Source organism: Halomonas heilongjiangensis, from assembly GCF_002879645.1.
GTDB lineage: Bacteria > Pseudomonadota > Gammaproteobacteria > Pseudomonadales > Halomonadaceae > Halomonas > Halomonas heilongjiangensis.
The window spans coordinates 38877-59251 of sequence record NZ_PNRE01000036.1 but is presented as its reverse complement, the minus strand read 5'-3'; the positions used below and the strand labels follow the sequence as shown (position 1 = coordinate 59251).

Genomic DNA, 20375 nt, shown 5'->3' with positions numbered 1-20375 from the left:
ACCTGAAGCTAGCGCGTCTACCAATTCCGCCACCTGGGCGAACACGAGCGTTTCGAGCTGACAAAGAGCGTGGGAGCGAACTCCCGGATACCCCGCAGGGTATCGATGGTGCCCAGAAGAGGACTTGAACCTCCACGTCCGTAAGGACACTAGCACCTGAAGCTAGCGCGTCTACCAATTCCGCCATCTGGGCAGGCGAGGCGTATGGTACCGGATTTCTCGGCCAATGCAAGAGCGTCAGGGCCGCCGCCGACGAAATACAGGCAGCCGGGGCGGGCGCGAATGTGTGACCGAGGTTGGGTCGTGTCGCTGCCGGCGCTATACTGCGGCCATGACAATAGACCTCAATCGCAAGACCTCATGCCCGCGGCGCTTCTCCGGCGCCTTCTCGAGGACGCTGCTCCCGATGCTGTCAAGGATGCCTTCTGCATGACCCACTGGACGCTCAGCGACGACCCCCATGCCAGCCGCGAGGCCCACAAGTACGACAACCCCGCCCCCAGCCGCCAGTATCTGCTCGCCCGGCTGGAGGAGTACGGCAAACCGATCACCCACGAGAACATGAGCCGCCTGCTGGGCCTCGACGACGAGGACCTTCAGGAGGCGGTGCGACGGCGGCTGGCGGCGATGGAGCGCGACGGCCAGGTGCTGCGCAACCGCCGAGGGGCCTACGCGCTGATCGACAAGCTCGATCTGGTCAAGGGCAAGGTGCTGGGGCACCGCGACGGCTTCGGCTTCCTGCTGCGCGAGGACGGCAAGAAGCCCGACCTGGTGCTGCCGCCCCGGCAGATGCGGCGGGTCTTCCACGGTGACTACGTGCTGGCGCGTATCAGCGGACGTGACCGCCGTGGCCGCGACGAGGCGACCATCGCCGAGGTGCTGTCGCACAACACCCAGACCATCGTCGGCGTCTATCGAGAGAACACCCCGGAGTTCGGGGTGCTGATTCCCGAGAACCCGCGCATCACCCAGGAGGTGATCATCCCCCACAGCGCCTGTGGCGGGGCGAAGGACGGCCAGGTGATCTCGGCGAAGATCGTCCAGCAGCCCGAGACCCGGGTGCAGCCGGTGGGCGAGGTGGTCGAGGTGCTCGGCGAGCGCATGGATCCGGGGATGGAGATCGATATCGCCATCCGCAGCTACGAGATTCCCGCGGAGTTCCCGCCGGAGGTCCATGACCAGATCGCCAGCATGTCCGCCGAGGTCGCCGAGGGCGACAAGCAGCACCGCATCGACCTGCGTGATGTCCCCCTGGTGACCATCGACGACGAGACCGCCAAGGACTTCGACGATGCCGTCTGTGCCTGGAAGACCAAGTCGGGCAGCTGGAAGCTGCTGGTGGCCATCGCCGACGTCTCCCATTATGTGCGCCCCGGCAGCGCTCTCGACCAGGAGGCGATCACCCGCGGCAACTCGGTCTACTTCCCGGGACAGGTGGTGCCGATGCTGCCGGAGCTGCTCTCCAACGGGCTCTGTTCGCTCAATCCCGACGTCGATCGCCTGGCGCTGGTCTGCGAGATGAACATCTCCCAGACCGGCACCATCAGCCGCTACCGTTTCTACGAGGGGGTGTTCCGCTCCCAGGCGCGGCTGACCTACAACAAGGTCGCCGCCATCCTCGACGATGACGGCGAAGCGGGGGCGGCCCTGCGCGAGGAGTACCGCGAGCTGGTGCCGTCACTGCAGAACCTGCATGCCCTCTACCGGCTGCTGCGCGAGGCGCGTGTCGCCCGTGGTGCCATCGACTTCGAGACCACCGAGACGGCGATCGTCTTCAACGACGAGCGCAAGATCGAGAAGATCGTGCCGCGCTCGCGTAACGACGCCCACAAGATCATCGAGGAGTGCATGCTGGCGGCCAACGTGGCCACCGCCCGCTTCCTCGACAAGCACGACCTGCCGGCGCTCTATCGCATCCACGAGCGCCCCTCGCCGGAGCGCCTCGACAAGCTGCGGCTGTTTCTCGCCGAGCTGGGGCTGTCGGTGGGCGGGGGCGACGAGCCGACCCCGCAGGACTACCAGGCGCTGGCCGAGGCCATCAAGGGGCGCCCGGACGCCGACATCATCCAGACGGTGATGCTGCGCTCCATGAGCCAGGCGGTCTACTCGCCCCACAACGAGGGGCACTTCGGCCTGGCCTATCCGGCCTACGCCCACTTCACCTCGCCGATCCGTCGCTACCCGGACCTGCTGGTGCACCGGGCGATCCGTTCGGTGATCCGCGGCCCGCGCCAGACCAATACGGTGCTGCGAGCCGAGGGTGGCAAGGTCGAGCCGCCCAGCAAGTGGTGCCCCTACACCTTCGAGCAGATGCTCGAGCTCGGCGAACACTGCTCGATGACCGAGCGGCGCGCCGACGACGCCACCCGCGACGTCGAGGACTGGCTCAAGTGCGAGTTCATGTCCGACAAGCTGGGTGAGGTCTACGACGGCACCATCGCCTCGGTGACCCAGTTCGGCATCTTCGTGCGCCTCGACGAGGTCTACGTCGAGGGGCTGGTCCACGTCACCTCGCTGCCCTCCGACTATTACCACTACGAGGCCGAGAAGCACCGCCTCAAGGGCGAGCGCAGCGGCATGAGCTACCGGCTCGGCGATGGCGTCACCGTGCAGGTGGCGCGGGTCGACATGAACGATCGCAAGATCGACTTCGAGCTGGCCGACGACAAGCCGCGTCCGAAGCGTCAGCCCCGCAAGCGACGTGCTGCCGGTGAGGGCGCGGCCGCCGACGCCCGGCCACCCGCCGGGAATGGCAAGCCCGATGACCAGGGGGGCAAAGGCGGCCAGCGTCGCCGCGGGGCACGCAAGCCCAAGCCCCGTACGCGCGGCTGATGGCAACGGGACGCAAGGGGCGCCATCGCGACGTGAAGAAGGGGCCCCATCGCCCCCCCGGGGGACTCGAGGCCGTGTTCGGCGTGCATGCGGTGCGCGCGCTGCTCGACCGCGGCGAGCGGCCGCGCGAGCTCTGGGTCCAGGAGGGCGATGCCGGTCAGCGCCTGGCCGAGCTGGTCGAGGCGGCGCGCCAGGGCGGCGCACGTATCCAGGCGCGTCCCCGCGACGAGCTCGATCGCCTGGCCCAGGGGGCTGCCCACCAGGGGGTCGTCGCCTTCGCCGCGCCCCTCGCCGCCGAGGGCGAGGCCTCGCTGTGGCTGCGTCTCGAGGCCTGGCCCGATGCCGCGCCGCCGCTGCTGCTGGTCCTCGACGGCATCACCGACGTGCACAACTTCGGTGCCTGTCTGCGCAGCGCCGATGCCGCCGGGGCGCACGGGGTCATCGTGCCCAAGGACAAGGCCGCCCCGCTCAATGCCACGGTGCGCAAGGTCGCCTGCGGGGCCGCCGAGAGCGTTCCCGTCTACCAGGTCACCAACCTGGCGCGGGCCCTGGCGAGACTGAAGGAGCTCGGCGTCTGGGTCACCGGTACCGCCGGCGAGGCCGAGGCGAGCCTGTACGAGGCCGACTTCGCCGGCCCCGTGGCCCTGGTGATGGGGGCCGAGGGCAAGGGCATGCGCCGCCTGACCCGCGAGGCCTGCGACACCCTGGTCAAGCTGCCCATGGCCGGCAGCGTCTCGAGCCTCAACGTCTCGGTAGCCACCGGGATCTGTCTGTTCGAGGCGGTGCGTCAGCGCCGGCTTGCATCCCGCGCCACTCCTCACTAGAATGCTTGCGCCCGTTCGTCTGCCGAGCGGGCATCGGCTTTTTTGAGCCAAGACACCCTGTGGTCGAGAACCTTCGACAACCACTCCTTGCTTCCCATGAGCGACCGAGGTCCTCGATGAGGAAGCTGTCAAACCGCAAGGAGATCCCATGCGTCACTACGAGATCGTGTTCATGGTCCATCCGGACCAGAGCGAGCAGGTACCGGCGATGGTCGAGCGCTACACCAGCCTCGTCACCGAGAACGGCGGTACCGTGCATCGCCTCGAGGATTGGGGCCGCCGCCACCTGGCCTACCCGATCAACAAGATCCACAAGGCTCACTACGTGCTGATGAACGTCGAGTGCCGCGGCGAGACTCTCGACGAGATCGAGAACATCTTCCGCTTCAACGATGCCATCATTCGCAGCCTGGTGGTGCGTTGCAAGGAAGCTGTCACCGAGGCTTCGCCGATGATGAAGCCGGCGGAAGAGAAGCGTGCCCGTCGCGACGAAAAGCCGCGCAGCGCCGAAACCGCCTGAGCCCACCCATCGCACGTTTGAAGGAGTCTTTCCATGGCACGCTTTTTCCGTCGTCGCAAGTTCTGCCGCTTCACCGCTGAAGGGGTGAAGCAGATCGATTACAAGGACCTGGACACGCTCAAGGCCTATATCACCGAGACCGGCAAGATCGTTCCCAGCCGCATCACCGGTACCAAGGCCCGTTATCAGCGCCAGCTGTCCACCGCCATCAAGCGGGCTCGCTACCTGGCGCTGCTGCCCTACACCGACAGCCACCAGTAAGAACGCGACGTGATGCTGCCGATCGCCCGCTGGATGATGCGGGGCACGCCCCATGCCGTCGGCGGGGCCGCCGTTGCGTCACTCATCCCCTGGCTGTTCTGGTTGGGGGCCGCGATCGCGGCGCTGGTGACCCTGCGCCGCGGCCTGTCGGCGGCGCTGCCGGTGATCATCGCCGCGGCGCTCCCGGCAGGCTGGTGGTGGACCCAGGGCGATGCCATCCCGCTGGCCAGTATCCTGCTGGTCACCTTGATGGCGGTGGTGCTGCGGTCGCGCATGCGCTGGAGCGAGGCATTGATCGCCGGCGCCCTGGCCGGAGCGGCGATGATCCAGTTGGGGGTCTTCCTGCCCCCCGGCGGGGCCGGTCCCATGCTGGAGCAACTGCGCCAGGGGTCGACCGAGATCGACGGCATGCTCCGCGAACTCGCCGCCCAGGGCATGGATACCGAGCAACTGGCAGCGCTGCTGATCAGCGGCGTCACCGGCCTGATCGTGCTGCTCGCCGCCGTGGCCTGCCTGGCGCTGGCGCGTGGCTGGCAGGCCGGGCTCTACAACCCCGGCGGTTTTCGCGGGGAGTTCCATGGCCTGCGCCTGGCGCCCCGCGAGCTCGCTCTGCTGGTGGCGCTCGGGGTGGTGGGCATGGTGCTGGGGATCCCGGCGTTGGGGCTGCTCTCCTGGGTGCCACTGCTGGTGTCGGGCATCGCGCTGGTTCACGGTTTCATCGGATTGAAGGGAATGAACGGGCTGTGGCTGGTAGCCTTCTATGTGCTGCTGATCACTACCTGGCCCATGATTCTCATCGTGCTGCTGCTGGCCTTCATCGACTCGTTCGCGGACTTCCGCGCACGACTGGCCAGAAGCGACTGACAAGAGGTTAACGAGATGGAAGTCATTCTGCTCGACAAGATTGGCAAGCTGGGCGGCCTGGGTGACAAGGTCACCGTCAAGCCCGGTTATGGTCGTAACTACCTGGTGCCCTACGGCCTGGCCGTGCCGGCGACCAAGGACAACGTGCAGGCCTTCGAGGCCCAGCGCAGCGAGCTCGAGGCCCAGGCCGCCGAGCGCAAGGCCGTCGCCGAAGCCCGCGCCGCTCAGCTGAGCGAGATCGAGCTGTCGCTGGTGGCCAAGGCCGGTGACGAGGGCAAGCTGTTCGGCTCCATCGGGCCGCGTGATCTGGCCGAGGCCATCGCCTCCGCCGGCATCGACGTCGCCAAGAGCGAAGTCCGCATGCCGGAAGGCCCGATCCGCCAGACCGGCGAGTACGACATCGACCTGCACCTGCACGCCGAAGTCGACGCCACCGTGCGCGTGGTGGTCGTGGCCGAGTAAGGCTCGTCTCACCGCCAAGGGGTGCGAAGGGGCGCGAGGGAATCTTCCTCGCGCCCCTTTTCCGTGGGAGGGCGGCCGGGCCTGGGGGAAGGGAGAGCCCCCGGCGGGGCGCCGAGCGGTTAGACATTGGTAGTAATATTACGGTTTTCTTTTTGCATCACGAGACTTAAACGATTAAGTTCTCGCCATGGCCTGTCCTCGGTCGCGAGGCGACGGGTCGATCGAGAGGGAGGCTGGGCCGTCGGTCTGTCGGGTGGCTTAAACGATATAGATCGGGCCTTCCCCCACTTTCCCTGCGAAAACAACCATAAAAGGACTCGCTCCGATGAAGACTGCCATGCTCAGATCTCCCCTCGTTGCCGCCGTCGCCGTGGCCAGCTTCGCCATGACCGGTCTCGCCGGCGCCGACACTCACTCCGGCCTCGAGCAGCGCCTGGCCGAGCTGGAGGCGCGGATCGCCGCCGCCGAGCGGCGCGCCGACGACGCCGAGCAGCGGGCGGTACTGGCCGAGGCCCAGGCCGAGGGACGTCTTGCCGCGGAGGAGGTCGAGGAGCGTCTTGCCAAGGTCGAACGCCAGGCGAGTGGCGAGGAGGGCTTCTCCTTCAATGCCTACGCCCGCTCGGGCCTGCTGCTCGGCGAGGATCGCAAGAGCATCGACGGAGGGCCCTACGTGACGCCGGCCGGTGGCCTGGGGGGCGCGGTGGGCCGGTTGGGCAACGAAGGGGATACCTACGCCGAGGCGATTCTCAACTATCGCCAGACCTACGACAATGGCGCCAAGGCGCACTACCGCACCATGATCGCCGACGGTGTCAGCACCAGCAACGACTGGACCGCCGACGAGTCGAACCTCAACGTTCGCCAGGTCTATGCCGAATTCAGCGACCTGCCGAGCTTCACCGGCGCCTTCGAGAACGCCTCGATCTGGGCCGGCAAGCGTTTCGACCGCGACAACTTCGACATCCACTGGCTCGACAGCGACTTCGTCTTCCTGGCCGGCACCGGCGCCGGCATCTACGACGTCCAGCTCGGCGACAACTGGCGCTCCAACTTCTCGCTCTATGGGCGTACCTTCAGCGAGTTCGACATCATCGGCGAGGGGGAGGATACCGGGAATGGCAATACCGACAGCCTGACCCTGACCGCCAACAACTACATCGGCAACTGGCAGTGGATGGTCAGTGGCCTGTCGGCCGCCGACAACGACGAACGCGTGCTCGAGGGGAGTGATGCCGCCGCCGACAGCGGTTTCCACACCATGATCGCCTATCATGGCGACAGCTTCTTCGGCCTCGGCGAAGGCAACTTCAAGGCGGCGGTGATCCACGGCCAGGGCCTGGGGGCCGAGGCCAAGGTGCTCGGCGCCGACGGTAACCTGACCGAGGACGCCCAGGCGACCCGGGTCGGCATCTATGGCACCACCTACCTGGCACCGAGCTGGCGTGTGGCACCCTCGATCCTCGCCGAGGTGAGCAAGGACCGCTACGTCGCAGGCGACGACTACAAGTGGGCCGGCCTCAACGTGCGCCTGGCCAACGAGCTGACCCGGAACTTCGAGATGCAGTACGAGGCCAGCTACCAGTACATGGACCTCGACCCCCAGGGCTTCGATGGCCGCAACGCCGTCAGCGGCGACTTCGGCAAGCTGACCGTGGCACCGACCTTCAAGCCTCAGGTGGGTGGCTTCTGGCAGCGCCCGGAGATCCGCCTCTTCGCTTCCTACACCGACTGGTCGAGCGAGCTCAACGACTATGGCGCCAGCTCCTTCGGCAACGACGGCTTCACCGGCGGCCAGTGGAGTTTCGGCGTCCAGACCGAAGTCTGGTTCTGACGCCCCGGCCCGGCGTCTGCCGGGCCATGACCAAGCCCGCTGTTTCGATCCTTGCCCGCGCCCGGTCACGAGCGCGGGTTTTTGCCGCTCCGTGAGTGCTGGCCGTTTCGCGAGTGTAGGGTGGTGCCGGCCCTTCGGGTAGAATGTCCCGGCCCGTTCCCCTGAAGGTTGCCATGTCATGAACGACACCCTCGAGCTCGATCAGGAAACCGCCGCCCTCAAGGTGCCCCCGCACTCGCTTGAGGCCGAACAGTCGGTGCTCGGCGGCCTGATGCTCGACAATCAGGCCTGGGACAGCATCGCCGACCGGCTGGTGGCGGACGACTTCTATCGCTACGAGCACCGCCTGATCTTCAACGTCATGGTCGGCCTGTCCGAAGGTGCACGACCGATGGACGTGGTGACCCTCTCCGAGGCCCTGGAGGGGCGCGATCAGCTCGACACCGTGGGCGGGCTGGCCTATCTGGCCGAACTGGCGCGCAACACCCCCTCGGCGAGCAACATCCGCGCCTATGCCGATATCGTTCGCGAGCGCGCGACCCTGCGCAAGCTGATCCGCGCCGCCAGCCAGATCGCCGACGGTGCCTTCAGCCCCCAGGGCCGGCCCGCCGACGAACTGGTCGACGAAGCCGAGCGGCTGGTGTTCCAGATCAGCGAGGAGCGGCCCAAGTCGGGCGGCCCCATCGGCATGAGCGAGTTGCTGGCCAAGGCGGTGGATCGTATCGACGAGCTGTTCAACATGCAGGGCGAGATGACCGGGCTGTCCACCGGCTTCCGCGATCTGGACGAGATGACCTCGGGACTGCAGCCCTCGGACCTGGTGATCATCGCCGGGCGCCCCTCCATGGGCAAGACCACCTTCGCGATGAACCTGGTGGAGCATGCGGTGATCGCCAGCGAGAAGCCGGTGATGGTGTTCTCCATGGAGATGCCCGCCGAGTCGCTGATGCTGCGGATGCTCTCGTCACTGGGGCGCATCGACCAGACCCGGGTGCGTACCGGCCAGCTCGAGGACGAGGACTGGCCACGGCTCACCTCGGCGGTGAACCTGCTCAAGGACAAGCAGCTGTTCATCGACGACACCGCGGCACTCTCGCCCAACGAGATGCGTTCGCGGCTGCGCCGGGTGGTGCGTGAGCATGGCAACATGTCGCTGGTCATGATCGACTACCTGCAGCTGATGCAGATCCCCGGCTTCTCCGAGAACCGCACCGGCGAGATCTCCGAGATCTCGCGCTCTCTCAAGGGGCTGGCCAAGGAGTTCGGCTGTCCGGTGATCGCGCTCTCCCAGCTCAACCGCTCGCTGGAGCAGCGGCCCAACAAGCGCCCGGTGATGTCGGACCTGCGGGAGTCGGGCGCCATCGAGCAGGACGCCGACATCATCGCCTTCGTCTACCGTGACGAGGTCTACAATCCGGACAACCCCGACAACCAGGGGCTGGCCGAGCTGATCATCGGCAAGCAGCGTAACGGTCCCATCGGCACCGTGCACATGGCCTTCATCGGCAAGTACACGCGCTTCGAGGACCTGGCCCCGGACAGCTACGGCGGGGGCTTCGGCGAGTAGGTGAACCTTGAGTCCGGCCTCCGGCCCCGTATAATGCCGACCCCTCGACCACAGTGAAGGAGGCAGCATGGCAGGCGGATTCCGACGCGGCAATCGCCGTCGTACCCCGAAACTCGAAGCCCGCGGCGAGCTCCAGGCAATGGAGCGGGAAGGCCCCTTCAAGGAGTGGCTGGGCATGCCCGATCTCTACCGTTACCAGCTCACGGTGGACGGCGAGCGCTACAGCTACCAGACCGAGGACGCCGAACTGCCGGTGCAGGTCGGCGACCGGGTGGTGTTCCGCTACAAGGAGACCAAGGCCGGCAAGTGGGTCGACCGCAACTCCCTGGGCAAGGCCATCGACCCCTCCGAGTATCGATGAGTCTGGAACCTGACGGCGCGGTCAGGGTCATATTACGGTAACGTCGGGTACACGACACCGTCATCGGGCGCAGCCATGCTGTGCCCAATTTGTATCTGTCATCCGCAATGCGACGCCTGACCACGTCGCCAGTGAGTTGGAGGGAACCATGGAATTCAACGACCTCAAGGCCTTCGTGGCGCACCACGACAATTTCGAGATCCGCGTGATCGGCCACGCCGGCAGCCACGTCTATCAGGTGGAGCTGGAAGACGTGGAGGGGGCTCGCCACATGTTGACCCGCGCCGGCAAGCCGGTGCTGTTCCGCACCCTCGAGGATGTCTATCTGGAGCTCAACCGTGCCGGCATTCACCGTGCCTATCTGGTGCAGCACGTGCCCCATGACGAGGTGATCGGCCGCGAAGCCCACTACCGGGATCCTCTCACCGCGCGCATGCCGCTGGTGTTCTGATCCTCGCGCCTCCCCGTGTCGCTGCCCATCGGGCTTCCCGGTGTGACTGTCGGTGTGCGTGCGCCGCGCTCGCATGCCGTGACTGGCAGGTTCGCGTAGCTCACCTCAAGCTGTACAAATCAAGTCGATAGTACAACTTTATCCGTCCTCCGCGTGCGCCGCCTGATAGACTGTCGTCACGCCCGTCAGTCAACGATCAGGAGGAGCACTGCGCATGACCACCCGTCAACTGGAGCAGGAACGGCCCGGACTGGCCAGGCCCGGCAGTGGTCGCCTGGCCCAGGCTCCGGCCGACCATCCGCCGGTGCCGCAGCGGAAGGTCGGGGTGCTGCTGGCCAACCTCGGCACGCCGGATGCCACCGACTACTGGTCGATGCGGCGCTACCTCAGCGAGTTTCTCTCCGACAAGCGCGTGGTCGACTATCCGAGCTGGAAATGGCAGCCACTGCTGCAGTTGATCATCCTTTCGCGGCGGCCGTTCAAGTCGGGTGAGGCCTATCGCGGCATCTGGAACCACGAGCAGGACGAGAGCCCGCTGTTGACCATCACCCGCGACCAGACCCGCAAGGTGGCCGAGGGGTTGCACGAGGCCCTTGGCGATCGGGTGGTGGTCGACTTCTGCATGCGCTACGGCAACCCCTCTACCGACAGCGTGTTGCGCCGGATGCAGGCCCAGGGCTGCGAGAGGATTCTGTTCTTCCCGCTCTATCCCCAGTACGCCTCGCCGACCACCGCCACCGCCAACGACCAGGCCTTCCGCACCCTGATGACGCTCAAGTGGCAGCCCGCCCTGCGTACGGTGCCGGCCTACTTCGATCACCCGGCCTATATCGGCGCACTGGCCAATTCGGTACGCGAGGCCTATGCCGCCGCCGAGTCCGTTCCCGAGGTGCTGGTGGCCTCCTACCATGGCGTGCCCAAGCGCTTCCTGATGGAAGGCGATCCCTATCACTGCCAGTGCCAGAAGACCACACGGCTGCTCAAGGAGCGCCTGGGCTGGGGCGATGACGCCATCGTCACCGCCTTCCAGTCGAAGTTCGGCCCCGAGGAGTGGGTGGGGCCGGCCACCGTGGAGCACGTCGCCGAGCTGGCCCGCCAGGGCCGCAAGCACATCGCGGTGGTTTCGCCGGCCTTTGCGGCCGACTGCGTGGAGACCCTCGAGGAGATCAACGAGGAGATCAAGGCGAGTTTCCTGTCCGCCGGAGGTGAGCGCTTTACCTACATTCCTTGTCTCAACGACCGCGACGACCATATCGCTGCGCTGCTCTCGATCATCCGCAACGAGCTCGCGGGCTGGTGCTGAGCGCCTCGCCGTCTCAGCGCGGCAACACCGGGCGCTTGCGCTGGCGGCGCGTCTTCCAGGGGTGACGGGCCTTGGCGGGTCGTGCCACCCGGCTCTGGCCCACGTCCTCATCACGGAACTCCGGCGTCGAGCCCCGGGTGCCGGTGATGAAGCGCAGGTGCATGTGCAGGCCGGTCTTGGCCAGCATATGACCGGTCACCGGCGCGGAGATGAACAGGAACAGGGTGATCAGCAACTCCTGCACATGGAACTCGCGCTGGGTGATGGTGAAGTAGAGCATCGAAGCGATCAGCACGCAGCCGATCCCTAGCGTGGTGCCCTTGGTGGGCCCGTGCAGGCGCATGAAGAAGTCCTTGAACTGCAGCATGCCGAGCGAGCCGGTGAAGGCGAAGATGCCACCGGCCACCAGCAGGAAGGCGATCACGCCCTCGGCGATCACGAAGAACGTCATGGCGTTGCCTCCCTCACTCGATGATGTCGCCGCGCAACAGGTAGCGGCAGATGGCCATGGTGCTGACGAAGCCGAGCATGGCGATCAGCATCGCCGCCTCGAAGTAGGTCTTGGTGTTGAGCCACAGCCCCAGCAGCACGATCAGCGCGATGGAGTTCACGTAGAGGGTGTCCAGCGCCAGCAGGCGGTCGGGGATGTCCGGACCGATCGCCAGGCGATAGATGTTCATTGCCATGGCCAGCACGATCAGCATCAGGCTGATCATCAGGGCGGTGTCTAGCATTCGAAGATCTCCTTGAGCGGCCGCTCGTAGTGGTCGCGGATCTCGCGGATCAGGGCCTGCTCGTCGTCCATGTCCAGCACATGGATCAGTAGCGAGGAGTTATCCATGCGCAGGCTGGTGGAGACGGTGCCAGGGGTCATGGTGATGGTGTTGGCCAGCAGGGTGATGGTCAGTCGATCCTTGACCTCGAGCGGGTACTCGACGAAGCCGGGGTGGGGCTCGCGGCGCGGGGTCAGGATCAGCAGGCTCACCTCGACATTGGCCTTGATGATGTCCCACAGCACCACCAGCACGAAGCGTACCAGCTTGAGGGGGTGCTTCACCCGCGGCAGTGGTTCCCAGAAGCCGTGGGTCAACAGCGGGATTCCCACGGCCAGGAGAGCACCGAGCAACAGCTGCCCCGGCGAGATGCTGCGCACCATCAGCAGCCAGACCGTGAGCAGCACCAGCGACAGGGTGGGGGTGGGCACCACACGGGCGAACATGCTCATCGGCGCGTCTCCTCCAGCGATTGGAACCGGGCCATGTGCGGCAGGGACTCGTCGCCGAACAGCTGGGCGATCTTGGCACCGGGATCGGCCAACTGCTCGGCGGTGGCGCGGGTGTAGTCGCTCACCGGGCCGCCGAAGCCCACCAGCAGCGGAGCGCTGGCCAGCAGCCATATCACCCCGGCTAGCTGGGCTCGGCTGACCCGGCCGGCGGCGACCTCGCCCTTGTAGCTGGCCCAGAAGAACACCGAGCCGGCCCGTGACATGGCGATCAGGGCGCTGAGCCCCGCCAGCAGCAGCAAGGGCCACAGCCACAGCCGTGCCGCCCCCTCCGCCGCCTGCAGCAGCAGCAGCTTGCCGAGCGCGCCGGCCAGGGGCGGTAGGCCCGACACCGCTACCGCGGCGACCAGAAAGAACCCGCCGAGCAGGAAGCGCTGGTGCAGGCGGCGGGCACGCACCAGGCGGGTCCCCGCCTTGCCCCGCTGCTGGCCGATCAACTCGGCGATCAGGTAGAGGGCCCCGCAGATCAGGGTGGTGTGGAGCAGGTAATAGAGCAGGGCGGTGTTGGCTTGGGGCGTGGCCAGGGCGGTGGCGGCCAGCAGGGTGCCCACCGAGACCAGCACCAGATAGGCGATCAGCGGCCTCAGGTCGCGGGCGGCCAGCACGCCGATGCCGGCAAGCGCGATGGTGGCCAGGCCCGACCACCACAGCCAGGCGGCCACCGGCTCGGCGACCGGACTGTCGGCGAAGATCAGCGACTGCACCCGCAGGATGGCGTAGAGTCCCACCTTGGTCATGATGGCGAACAGGGCCGCCACCGGGGCAAGGGCCGCCGAATAGGTGCGTGGTAGCCAGAAGTAGAGTGGCAGCAACGCCGCCTTGAGACTGAACACCACGATCAGCAGCAGGGCGCCGGCGGTGACCAGCGCTGTCTCGTCGCCGGACATGGTGGCGAGGCGGCGTGCCATGTCGGCCATGTTGAGGGTGCCGGTGGCGCCATAGAGCACGCCGAGGGCCACCAGGAACAGCGCCGAGCCGGCCAGGTTGAGGATCACGTAGTGCAGGCCGGCGCCGACCCGCGCCTTGCCGCCGCCGTGCATCAACAGGGCGTAGGAGGCGAGCAACAGGATCTCGAAGAACACGAAGAGGTTGAACAGGTCGCCGGTGAGGAAGGCGCCGTTGAGCCCCATCAGCTGGAGCTGGAAGAGGCCGTGGAAGTTGCTGCCCCTGGCATCATCGCCGGCGCAGGCGAACAGCACGCAGCCCAGCGCCAGTACCGCGGTCAGGGTCAGCATCAGGGCCGACAGGCGATCGAGCATCAGCACGATGCCGAAGGGCGCCTGCCAGTTGCCCAGGGCATAGAAGGTCAGCTCGCCGCTGCCGGCCCGGGCCAGCAGCCCGGCGCTGATCACTACCAGCAGGGCGGTGAGCGCCACGCCCATCCGGCGCTGGGCGGCGTGACCGACCTTGCCGGTGAGCAGCAGGGCCAGGGCGCCGATCAGTGGCACCAGGATGGGCAGGACGAGCAGGTGCTGGCTCATCGGCCGTCTCCCGCTTCGCCCTGCTGGCCGTCCACGTGATCGCTGCCCAGCTCGCTGCGGGCGCGGATGGCCAGGATCACCACGAAGGCGGTCATGGCGAAACCGATGACGATGGCGGTGAGCACCAGCGCCTGGGGCAGCGGATCGGTGGGCGTGAGCGATTCACCGATCACCGCCGCGGCATCGGTGTTGAGTCCTCCGGTGGAGAACAGGAAGAGGTTGACGGCATAGGAGAGCAGCGTCAGGCCGACGATCACCGGAAAGGTACGGCCGCGCAGCAGCAGGTAGATCCCGCTGGCGGTCAGCACGCCAACCACCAGGGAAAACAGGAGTTCCATCAGCGTTCCTCCAGGCGGGGGCGGTGGATGGTGGTGACCCGGCCCAGGTTGATCAGGATCATCAGGGTGGCACCGACCACGGCCAGGTAGACCCCCGCATCGAAGAGCATGGCGGAGGCGAGCTCGATCTCGCCGATCAGCGGGACATCGAAGTGACCAAAGGCCGAGGTCAGGAACGGATAGCCGAACAGCCAACTGGCCATGCCGGTGGCGGTGGCGATCGCCAGTCCCGATACGGCCACCACCGGATAGGAGATCGGCAGGCGCTCGCGGGTCCAGTCATGACCGCGGGCTATGTACTGCAGGATCAGGGCCACCGCGGTGATCAGCCCGGCGATGAAGCCGCCACCGGGCTGATTGTGGCCACGCAGGAAGATGTAGGCCGACACCAGCAGTGCCAGGGGCAGCAGAATCTGCGCCACCACCGCGAGGATCAGCGGGTAGCGGTGTTGCGACCAGCGGATGCCCTCGAGGTTGCCCGCCGGCATGAACAGCTTGAGGCGGTTGAGCAGCTTGAAGGTGGCCAGTCCCGCCAGGGTCAGCACGGTGATCTCGCCCAGGGTGTCGAAGCCGCGGAAGTCCACCAGGATGACGTTGACCACATTGGTGCCGCCGCCGCCGGGCACGCTCTCGCGCAGGAAGAAGCCGGCGATGGAGAGGCTTTCCCGGGTCAGGAAGGCATAGTTGAGCATCGCCACCACCAGCCCCAGGGAGGCAGCCAGCAGCAGGTCGCGCAGGATGCGTCGGCTGGAGACCAGCAGGGGGGGACGCTGGGGCAGGAAGAACAGCGCCAGGATCAACAGGATCATCGACACGACCTCCACCGAGAGCTGGGTCAGCGCCAGGTCCGGTGCCGAGAAGCGCACGAAGGTCATCGATACCGTCAGGCCCACCACCGAGAGCATCAGCAGCGAGACCAGCCGCCAGCGGTGACTCAGCGCGCTGCCGATGGCGCCGAAGACCATCAGCGCCGCACCCAGCACCAGCATACCGTCGAGGGGTTGCATCCCTTTCTCGCCGGTGAGGGCATCGAGCCGGCTGAGCCCAATGCCGGCCATGGCCAGGGCACAGAGGATCAGCAGCGCCTGGTAGCGCTGCAGGGAGCCGTTCTCCAGTCGCAGGGTCAGCCACAGCGCGGCCTTGATCACGCGCTGCACGGCGGCTTCGAAGGCCAGGCCGGCATCCCGGCCGGGAAAGAGCGCGGCGATGCCGGCAAGATGCCTGTGTTGGTGCAGCACCAGGATGCCCCCCACCACTGCCACCACGCTCATCGCCAGTGGCAGGTCGAGACCGTGCCACAACACGAGCTGGAACAGCGGAGTGGTGTCGCCCTGCACGGCCAGGCTGGCGGCCTTGATCAGTGGCGCGGCCAGGGTCATCGGGAACAGGCCGAGCAGCAGGCTCATTGCCGCCAGGAACAGGCCGGGGGCCAGCATGCCTTTCGCCGGATCGTGGGCCTCGAGCGGTGGCTGGGCCTTCTGCTCCCGGGTCAGCCTGGGCGCGGCGAAGAACAGGCTGTAGATCAGGCGCAATGAGTAGGCCACCGAGAGCACGGCACCGATCACCACCAGCAGCGGGATGAGTGCGCTCAGCGCGCCCAGCAGGTTGTTCCCCAGGCTCTGCGCGAAGAGCATTTCCTTGGAGAGAAAGCCATTGAAGGGGGGGAGGCCGGCCATCGCGGCGCCGGCCAGGATCGTCAGGGTGCCGGTCAGCGGCATCATCGACCACAGGGCGCCGAGGCGGTCGATGTCCCGGGTGCCGGTCTCGTGATCGATCATCCCCACGCTCATGAACAACGCCGCCTTGAAGGTGGCGTGGTTGAGGATATGGAATACCGCGGCGACGATGGCCAGCGGGCTGCCCAGCCCCAGCAGCAGGGTGATCAGCCCCAGGTGGCTGATCGTGGAGAAGGCGAGGATCCCCTTGAGGTCGCGCTCGAGCAGGGCGAACCAGGCGGCATAGAGCAGGGTTGCCAGGCCCACCAGCGACAGGATCAGCGCCCAGAGGGCGGTGTCGCCCAGTGCCGGGTTGAGGCGTGCCAGCAGGAAGACCCCGGCCTTGACCATGGTCGCCGAATGCAGGAAGGCCGACACCGGGGTGGGGGCAGCCATGGCGTGGGGCAGCCAGAAGTGGAAAGGGAGCTGGGCCGACTTGGTGAAGGCGCCCAGCAGCACCAGCACCAGGATCGCGGGATAGTGCGACGAGGCCCGGAGCGTCTCGCCGGCGGCCAGGACCTCTGCCATGGCGAAGCTGCCTACCTCCTGGCCGATCAGCAGGATGCCGGCGAGCAGGGCGAGCCCCCCGGCACCGGTGACGGCCAGGGCCATGCGCGCGCCGCGGCGGGCATCGCTGCGGTGCCCCCAGAAGCCGATCAGCAGGAAGGAGGAGATGCCGGTCAACTCCCAGAACAGCCACAGCAGCAGCAGGTTGTCGGCCATGACGATACCGAGCATGGCGCCCATGAACAGCATCATGTAGGCCAGGAAGCGGCCGTCGTCCTCATCGGTATGGAGATAGTAGCCGGTGTAGAAGAGGATCAGGCTGCCGATGCCGAGGATCAGCAGGGCGAAGAGCAGCGTCAGGCCGTCGATGCGTAGCGCCAGATCGAGGCCCAGCAGTGGCATCCAGGCAAGCGACTGGCTGACGATGTCACCGCCGATCACCGTCGGGCCATGCAGGAGTGCCAGGGCCAGGGCGAGCAGCGGGGCGATCAGGGTGACGGCGACGCAGGCCCGGCGGCCATGGCGGGCGGCGAAGACCGGCACCAGGGCGCCGGCGATGGGCAGGATGAGGATCCACAGCAATGACATCGGGCTCTTGGTCCACGCTTGGGCGGTGTCGATTGCATCGTGGCCAGGCGCTCGGGATGGTCGCTGTTATTGGTGGCATTCGATGCGATCTTGCCGCAAGGCTCGTCGTTCCAGGGCAGTCGGGGGGAGCTGCCGGGCGTCGGCGTGCGCGAAAAACGGCTGAATAATCATTGTGTCATGATTACAATGCTGCCTTTCGTTGATGGTGGACACACGCCCTTTCTTGCCAGTCGTCGGCGTGAGTCTATAGGCTTTCACTATTGATAGACAGGCTGTTGGCCGACGGGCCGGGTCATCCATTAGGCGAAGATCGCCTGGTACTTTAGAAGAGGCACGTCCAGCGAACAGGCCTCCGTTGCCCAGTGGGCAATGAGGTGGCGACCATGATCAGGAGACTTTTGCGTGATGCAACTCGCGGTGTTATCCGGTTTCGTGCTGGCCGCCTTCGCGCCCCTGCTGCATCGCTGGTTCGGAGCCCGGACCAGCTTCGTGCTGGCCGCCTTCCCGGCGGCCCTGGCGCTATGGTTCCTGGGCCGCGTGCCGCAGGTGATGCAGGGGGAGGTGTTGCTGCTGGTGCTGGAGTGGGTGCCGGCACTGGGCATGAGCCTGACCTTTCTCATCGATGGCCTGTCGCTGCTGTTCGCCCTGCTGATCACGGTGATCGGCACCTTCGTGCTGATCTATGCCGGTGGCTACCTCAAGGGGCACCCGGACCTGGTGCGCTTCCATGTGGTGATCCTGGCGTTCATGGTGTCGATGCTCGGGTTGGTGCTGGCCGACGGCCTGATCACGCTGTTCGTGTTCTGGGAACTGACCAGCATCACCTCCTACCTGCTGATCGGCTTCAATCATGCCGATCTCGAGGCGCGCAAGTCGGCTAGGCAGGGGTTGTTCGTCACCGTAGCCGGTGGGCTGGCGCTGATGGCGGGGCTGGTGATGCTGGGCATCGCCGGCGAGAGCTGGTCGCTGACCGAGCTCAATGCCGTGGGCGATGTGTTGCGCGAGCACGACCTCTACATGCCGCTGCTGATCTGCCTGCTGCTCGGCGCCTTCACCAAGTCGGCCCAGTTCCCCTTCCACTTCTGGCTGCCCAACGCCATGGCTGCCCCTACCCCGGTGTCGGCCTACCTGCATTCGGCGACCATGGTCAAGGCCGGCATCTACCTGCTGGCGCGCCTGCAGCCGAGCCTGGGCGGGACCGAGGCGTGGGTCGGTATCCTCTCGGTGGTGGGGGCCTTCACCATGTTCACCGGGGCCTTCCTGGCGATTCGCCACACCAATATCAAGAAGCTGCTGGCCTACTCCACGGTGATGGCCCTGGGCACCCTGACCATGCTGCTGGGGATCGGTACCGAGGGGGCGTTGATCGCCTTCGTCACCTTCCTGCTGGCACACTCGCTCTACAAGGGCGCACTGTTCATGGTGGCCGGTATCCTCGACCACGAGACCGGGACCAAGGACGTCACTGCCATGGGCGGGTTGCGGCCGCTGATGCCGGTTACCGCCGTGGTGGCGATGATCGCCGCCCTGTCGCTGGCCGGGGTGCCGCCGTTGTTCGGCTTCATCGCCAAGGAGCTGATGTTCGAGTCGGTGCTCGAGGCGAGTGCCTTCCGCTGGCTGATCCTGCTGCTGGCCTTTTCGGCGGCTTTCCTGACCATCGCGGTGGCCGCCGTGGTGGCGCTGCGACCGTTCTTCGGCCAGCGCCGTCAGACCCCGCGGGTGGCCCATGAGGCGCCGGTGTCCATGCTGCTGGGGCCGGCGGTGCTGGCCGTCCTCTCGCTGCTGCTTGGGCTCGTGCCGGTGCTGGCCGGCGCGCACCTGCTCACCGCCGCGGCGTCGGCGGTGATGGGGGGGCCGGTCTCGGTATCGCTGTCGCTGTGGCACGGCATCAACCTGCCGCTGTTGATGTCGTTGGTCAGTCTGGCGCTGGGCTACTTGCTGTTCCGTCGCTGGGACCGCGTGCGGGCGAGCCTGGCGCGTCTCGATCCGCTGCTCTCGCGGGGCCCGGAAGCCGGCTATGACGCCCTCATGGACAAGGTGGTGGTGGTCTCCGAATGGCAGACTCGGGTGCTGCAGAACGGCTACATGCGTAACTACATCCTGGTGATGATCCTCACCCTGATCGCCCTGGTGGGCAATTCGTTGCTGCTGCGCCATGCCCCCGAGTTCGCCTTCGACCTGGACGTGCGCTTCCACGAGGCGATCGTCACCGGGACGATGGTGATGGGGGCGCTGTTCGCGACCATTTCCCGTTCGCGGCTGGGTGCCGTGGTCTCGGTAGGGATCATGGGCTTCTCCATCGCCCTGACCTTCATCCTCTTCAGTGCCCCGGACCTGGGCATCACCCAACTGCTGGTGGAGACGCTGACGGTGATCCTGCTGGTGCTGGTGCTGTTCCGGCTGCCGCGTTTCTCTCGCCTTTCAACCCCGCTGGAACGGGTGCGTGACGTCGCCGTCGCCGGCAGCATGGGCGTGCTGATCACCCTGTTGATCCTGACCTCCTGGAGCATCGACCAGTTCGTGCCCATCTCCGGCTACATGATCGAGAACAGCGCTCCCCTGGCCTACGGTCGCAACATCGTCAACGTGATCCTGGTCGACTATCGCGCGCTCGATACCCTGGGCGAGATCTTCGTACTGGCACTGGCGGCCATCGGGGTCTTTGCCATGCTCAAGCTGCGCGCCACAGGCAAGGCGTCGAGAAAGACCGCCCCGGCCAAGGAGGCTGCCGATGGTTAAGTCAGGCACCATCATTCTCAACACCGCCGCGCGACTGCTGATGCCGCTGCAACTGCTGTTCTCGGTGTTCCTGCTGCTGCGCGGCCACGACGAGCCGGGCGGTGGCTTCATTGCCGGCCTGGTGGCGGCGGGGGCCTTCACCCTCTACCTGTTCGCCTTCGGGGTCAGTTCGACCCGGGAGGTACTGCGCATGGTCGATCCGCGAGACCTGATCGGCCTTGGCTTGCTGCTGGGGATGATCTCGGTCTTTCCGGCCTGGTTCGTGAACCAGCCCTTCCTCACCGCCCAGTGGTGGACGGTGCCGGGCATCGATTTCAAGGCCTCGACTCCGCTGATTTTCGACATCGGCGTCTATCTGGCCGTGCTGGGGTCGGTGCTGACCATGGTCATGACACTGATGGAGGTGGACAAGGATGAGCCTTGAGCGCATGCGCGGCATTGTTCCGCTG

At 66.5% G+C, this 20375-nt stretch carries 19 protein-coding genes and 2 tRNA genes (1 of these 21 only partly in view); 13 read left to right on the top strand and 8 right to left on the bottom strand.

Annotation, left to right across the window (positions count from 1 at the left end):
- Both C1H66_RS22840 and C1H66_RS08005 read right to left on the bottom strand, forming a co-directional pair.
- Positions 1-39, bottom strand: a tRNA-Leu gene (locus C1H66_RS22840) (it extends 126 nt beyond the left edge of the window).
- Between the two features lie 67 nt (positions 40-106).
- A tRNA-Leu gene (locus C1H66_RS08005) sits at positions 107-193 on the bottom strand.
- A gap of 236 nt (positions 194-429) precedes the next feature.
- Between C1H66_RS08005 and rnr the strand changes: the two genes are divergently transcribed.
- From rnr to hemH, 11 genes are all read left to right on the top strand, one after another.
- On the top strand, positions 430-2832 hold the full coding sequence (gene rnr / locus C1H66_RS08000; protein ID WP_102627372.1) for a ribonuclease R: 2403 nt from the start codon (positions 430-432) through the stop codon (positions 2830-2832).
- Positions 2832-3656 (top strand): 23S rRNA (guanosine(2251)-2'-O)-methyltransferase RlmB, encoded by an 825-nt coding sequence (rlmB, locus tag C1H66_RS07995; RefSeq protein ID WP_102627371.1) that lies wholly within the window; start codon positions 2832-2834, stop codon positions 3654-3656. Before rnr ends, rlmB begins: the two co-directional genes overlap by 1 nt.
- A 148-nt stretch (positions 3657-3804) precedes the next feature.
- Positions 3805-4176, top strand: a complete 372-nt coding sequence (rpsF, locus tag C1H66_RS07990) for a 30S ribosomal protein S6 (RefSeq protein WP_102627370.1) — start codon at positions 3805-3807, stop codon at positions 4174-4176.
- Between the two features lie 33 nt (positions 4177-4209).
- The gene (rpsR, locus tag C1H66_RS07985; RefSeq protein ID WP_016853668.1) at positions 4210-4437 is read left to right on the top strand and encodes a 30S ribosomal protein S18; all 228 of its coding nucleotides are present in this window, start codon (positions 4210-4212) and stop codon (positions 4435-4437) included.
- Positions 4438-4449: 12 nt separating this feature from the next.
- Entirely contained in the window at positions 4450-5301 is an 852-nt protein-coding gene (locus tag C1H66_RS07980) for a YybS family protein (RefSeq protein WP_102627369.1), read from the top strand.
- Positions 5302-5316: 15 nt separating this feature from the next.
- Entirely contained in the window at positions 5317-5763 is a 447-nt protein-coding gene (gene rplI / locus C1H66_RS07975; protein ID WP_102627368.1) for a 50S ribosomal protein L9, read from the top strand.
- Positions 5764-6088: 325 nt separating this feature from the next.
- Positions 6089-7594 carry a carbohydrate porin gene (locus tag C1H66_RS07970; RefSeq protein ID WP_102627367.1) on the top strand — a complete coding sequence of 502 codons (1506 nt, stop codon included), beginning with the start codon at positions 6089-6091 and terminating at the stop codon, positions 7592-7594.
- Between the two features lie 178 nt (positions 7595-7772).
- Positions 7773-9161: a replicative DNA helicase gene (dnaB, locus tag C1H66_RS07965; RefSeq protein WP_102627366.1), complete on the top strand. Its 1389-nt coding sequence runs from the start codon at positions 7773-7775 to the stop codon at positions 9159-9161.
- Between the two features lie 67 nt (positions 9162-9228).
- Positions 9229-9522: a hypothetical protein gene (locus C1H66_RS07960; protein ID WP_102627365.1), complete on the top strand. Its 294-nt coding sequence runs from the start codon at positions 9229-9231 to the stop codon at positions 9520-9522.
- Between the two features lie 148 nt (positions 9523-9670).
- Positions 9671-9973, top strand: a complete 303-nt coding sequence (locus tag C1H66_RS07955) for a DUF6482 family protein (RefSeq protein ID WP_102627364.1) — start codon at positions 9671-9673, stop codon at positions 9971-9973.
- Positions 9974-10187: 214 nt separating this feature from the next.
- Positions 10188-11276, top strand: a complete 1089-nt coding sequence (hemH, locus tag C1H66_RS07950) for a ferrochelatase (protein WP_102627363.1) — start codon at positions 10188-10190, stop codon at positions 11274-11276.
- 13 nt (positions 11277-11289) lie between these two features.
- Here hemH and C1H66_RS07945 read toward each other — a convergent pair whose 3' ends face one another.
- The 6 genes from C1H66_RS07945 to C1H66_RS07920 are packed head-to-tail and all read right to left on the bottom strand — an operon-like array spanning position 11290 to position 17187.
- Positions 11290-11727 carry a Na+/H+ antiporter subunit G gene (locus C1H66_RS07945; RefSeq protein WP_102627362.1) on the bottom strand — a complete coding sequence of 146 codons (438 nt, stop codon included), beginning with the start codon at positions 11725-11727 and terminating at the stop codon, positions 11290-11292.
- Between the two features lie 13 nt (positions 11728-11740).
- Positions 11741-12010 (bottom strand): K+/H+ antiporter subunit F, encoded by a 270-nt coding sequence (locus C1H66_RS07940; protein WP_102627361.1) that lies wholly within the window; start codon positions 12008-12010, stop codon positions 11741-11743.
- The gene (locus C1H66_RS07935; protein WP_102627360.1) at positions 12004-12501 is read right to left on the bottom strand and encodes a Na+/H+ antiporter subunit E; all 498 of its coding nucleotides are present in this window, start codon (positions 12499-12501) and stop codon (positions 12004-12006) included. The genes C1H66_RS07940 and C1H66_RS07935 overlap by 7 nt, the downstream gene beginning before the upstream one ends.
- Positions 12498-14039: a monovalent cation/H+ antiporter subunit D gene (locus C1H66_RS07930; RefSeq protein WP_102627359.1), complete on the bottom strand. Its 1542-nt coding sequence runs from the start codon at positions 14037-14039 to the stop codon at positions 12498-12500. Before C1H66_RS07930 ends, C1H66_RS07935 begins: the two co-directional genes overlap by 4 nt.
- Entirely contained in the window at positions 14036-14377 is a 342-nt protein-coding gene (locus C1H66_RS07925) for a Na+/H+ antiporter subunit C (protein ID WP_102627358.1), read from the bottom strand. The genes C1H66_RS07930 and C1H66_RS07925 overlap by 4 nt, the downstream gene beginning before the upstream one ends.
- Positions 14377-17187 (bottom strand): monovalent cation/H+ antiporter subunit A, encoded by a 2811-nt coding sequence (locus C1H66_RS07920; protein ID WP_102627357.1) that lies wholly within the window; start codon positions 17185-17187, stop codon positions 14377-14379. Before C1H66_RS07920 ends, C1H66_RS07925 begins: the two co-directional genes overlap by 1 nt.
- Positions 17188-17592: 405 nt before the next feature.
- Between C1H66_RS07920 and C1H66_RS07915 the strand changes: the two genes are divergently transcribed.
- The gene (locus tag C1H66_RS07915; protein ID WP_102627356.1) at positions 17593-19926 is read left to right on the top strand and encodes a putative monovalent cation/H+ antiporter subunit A; all 2334 of its coding nucleotides are present in this window, start codon (positions 17593-17595) and stop codon (positions 19924-19926) included.
- Complete coding sequence (locus tag C1H66_RS07910; RefSeq protein WP_102627355.1) at positions 19919-20350, top strand: Na+/H+ antiporter subunit B; 432 nt, start codon at positions 19919-19921, stop codon at positions 20348-20350. Before C1H66_RS07915 ends, C1H66_RS07910 begins: the two co-directional genes overlap by 8 nt.
- The last annotated feature ends 25 nt before the right edge of the window (positions 20351-20375 follow it).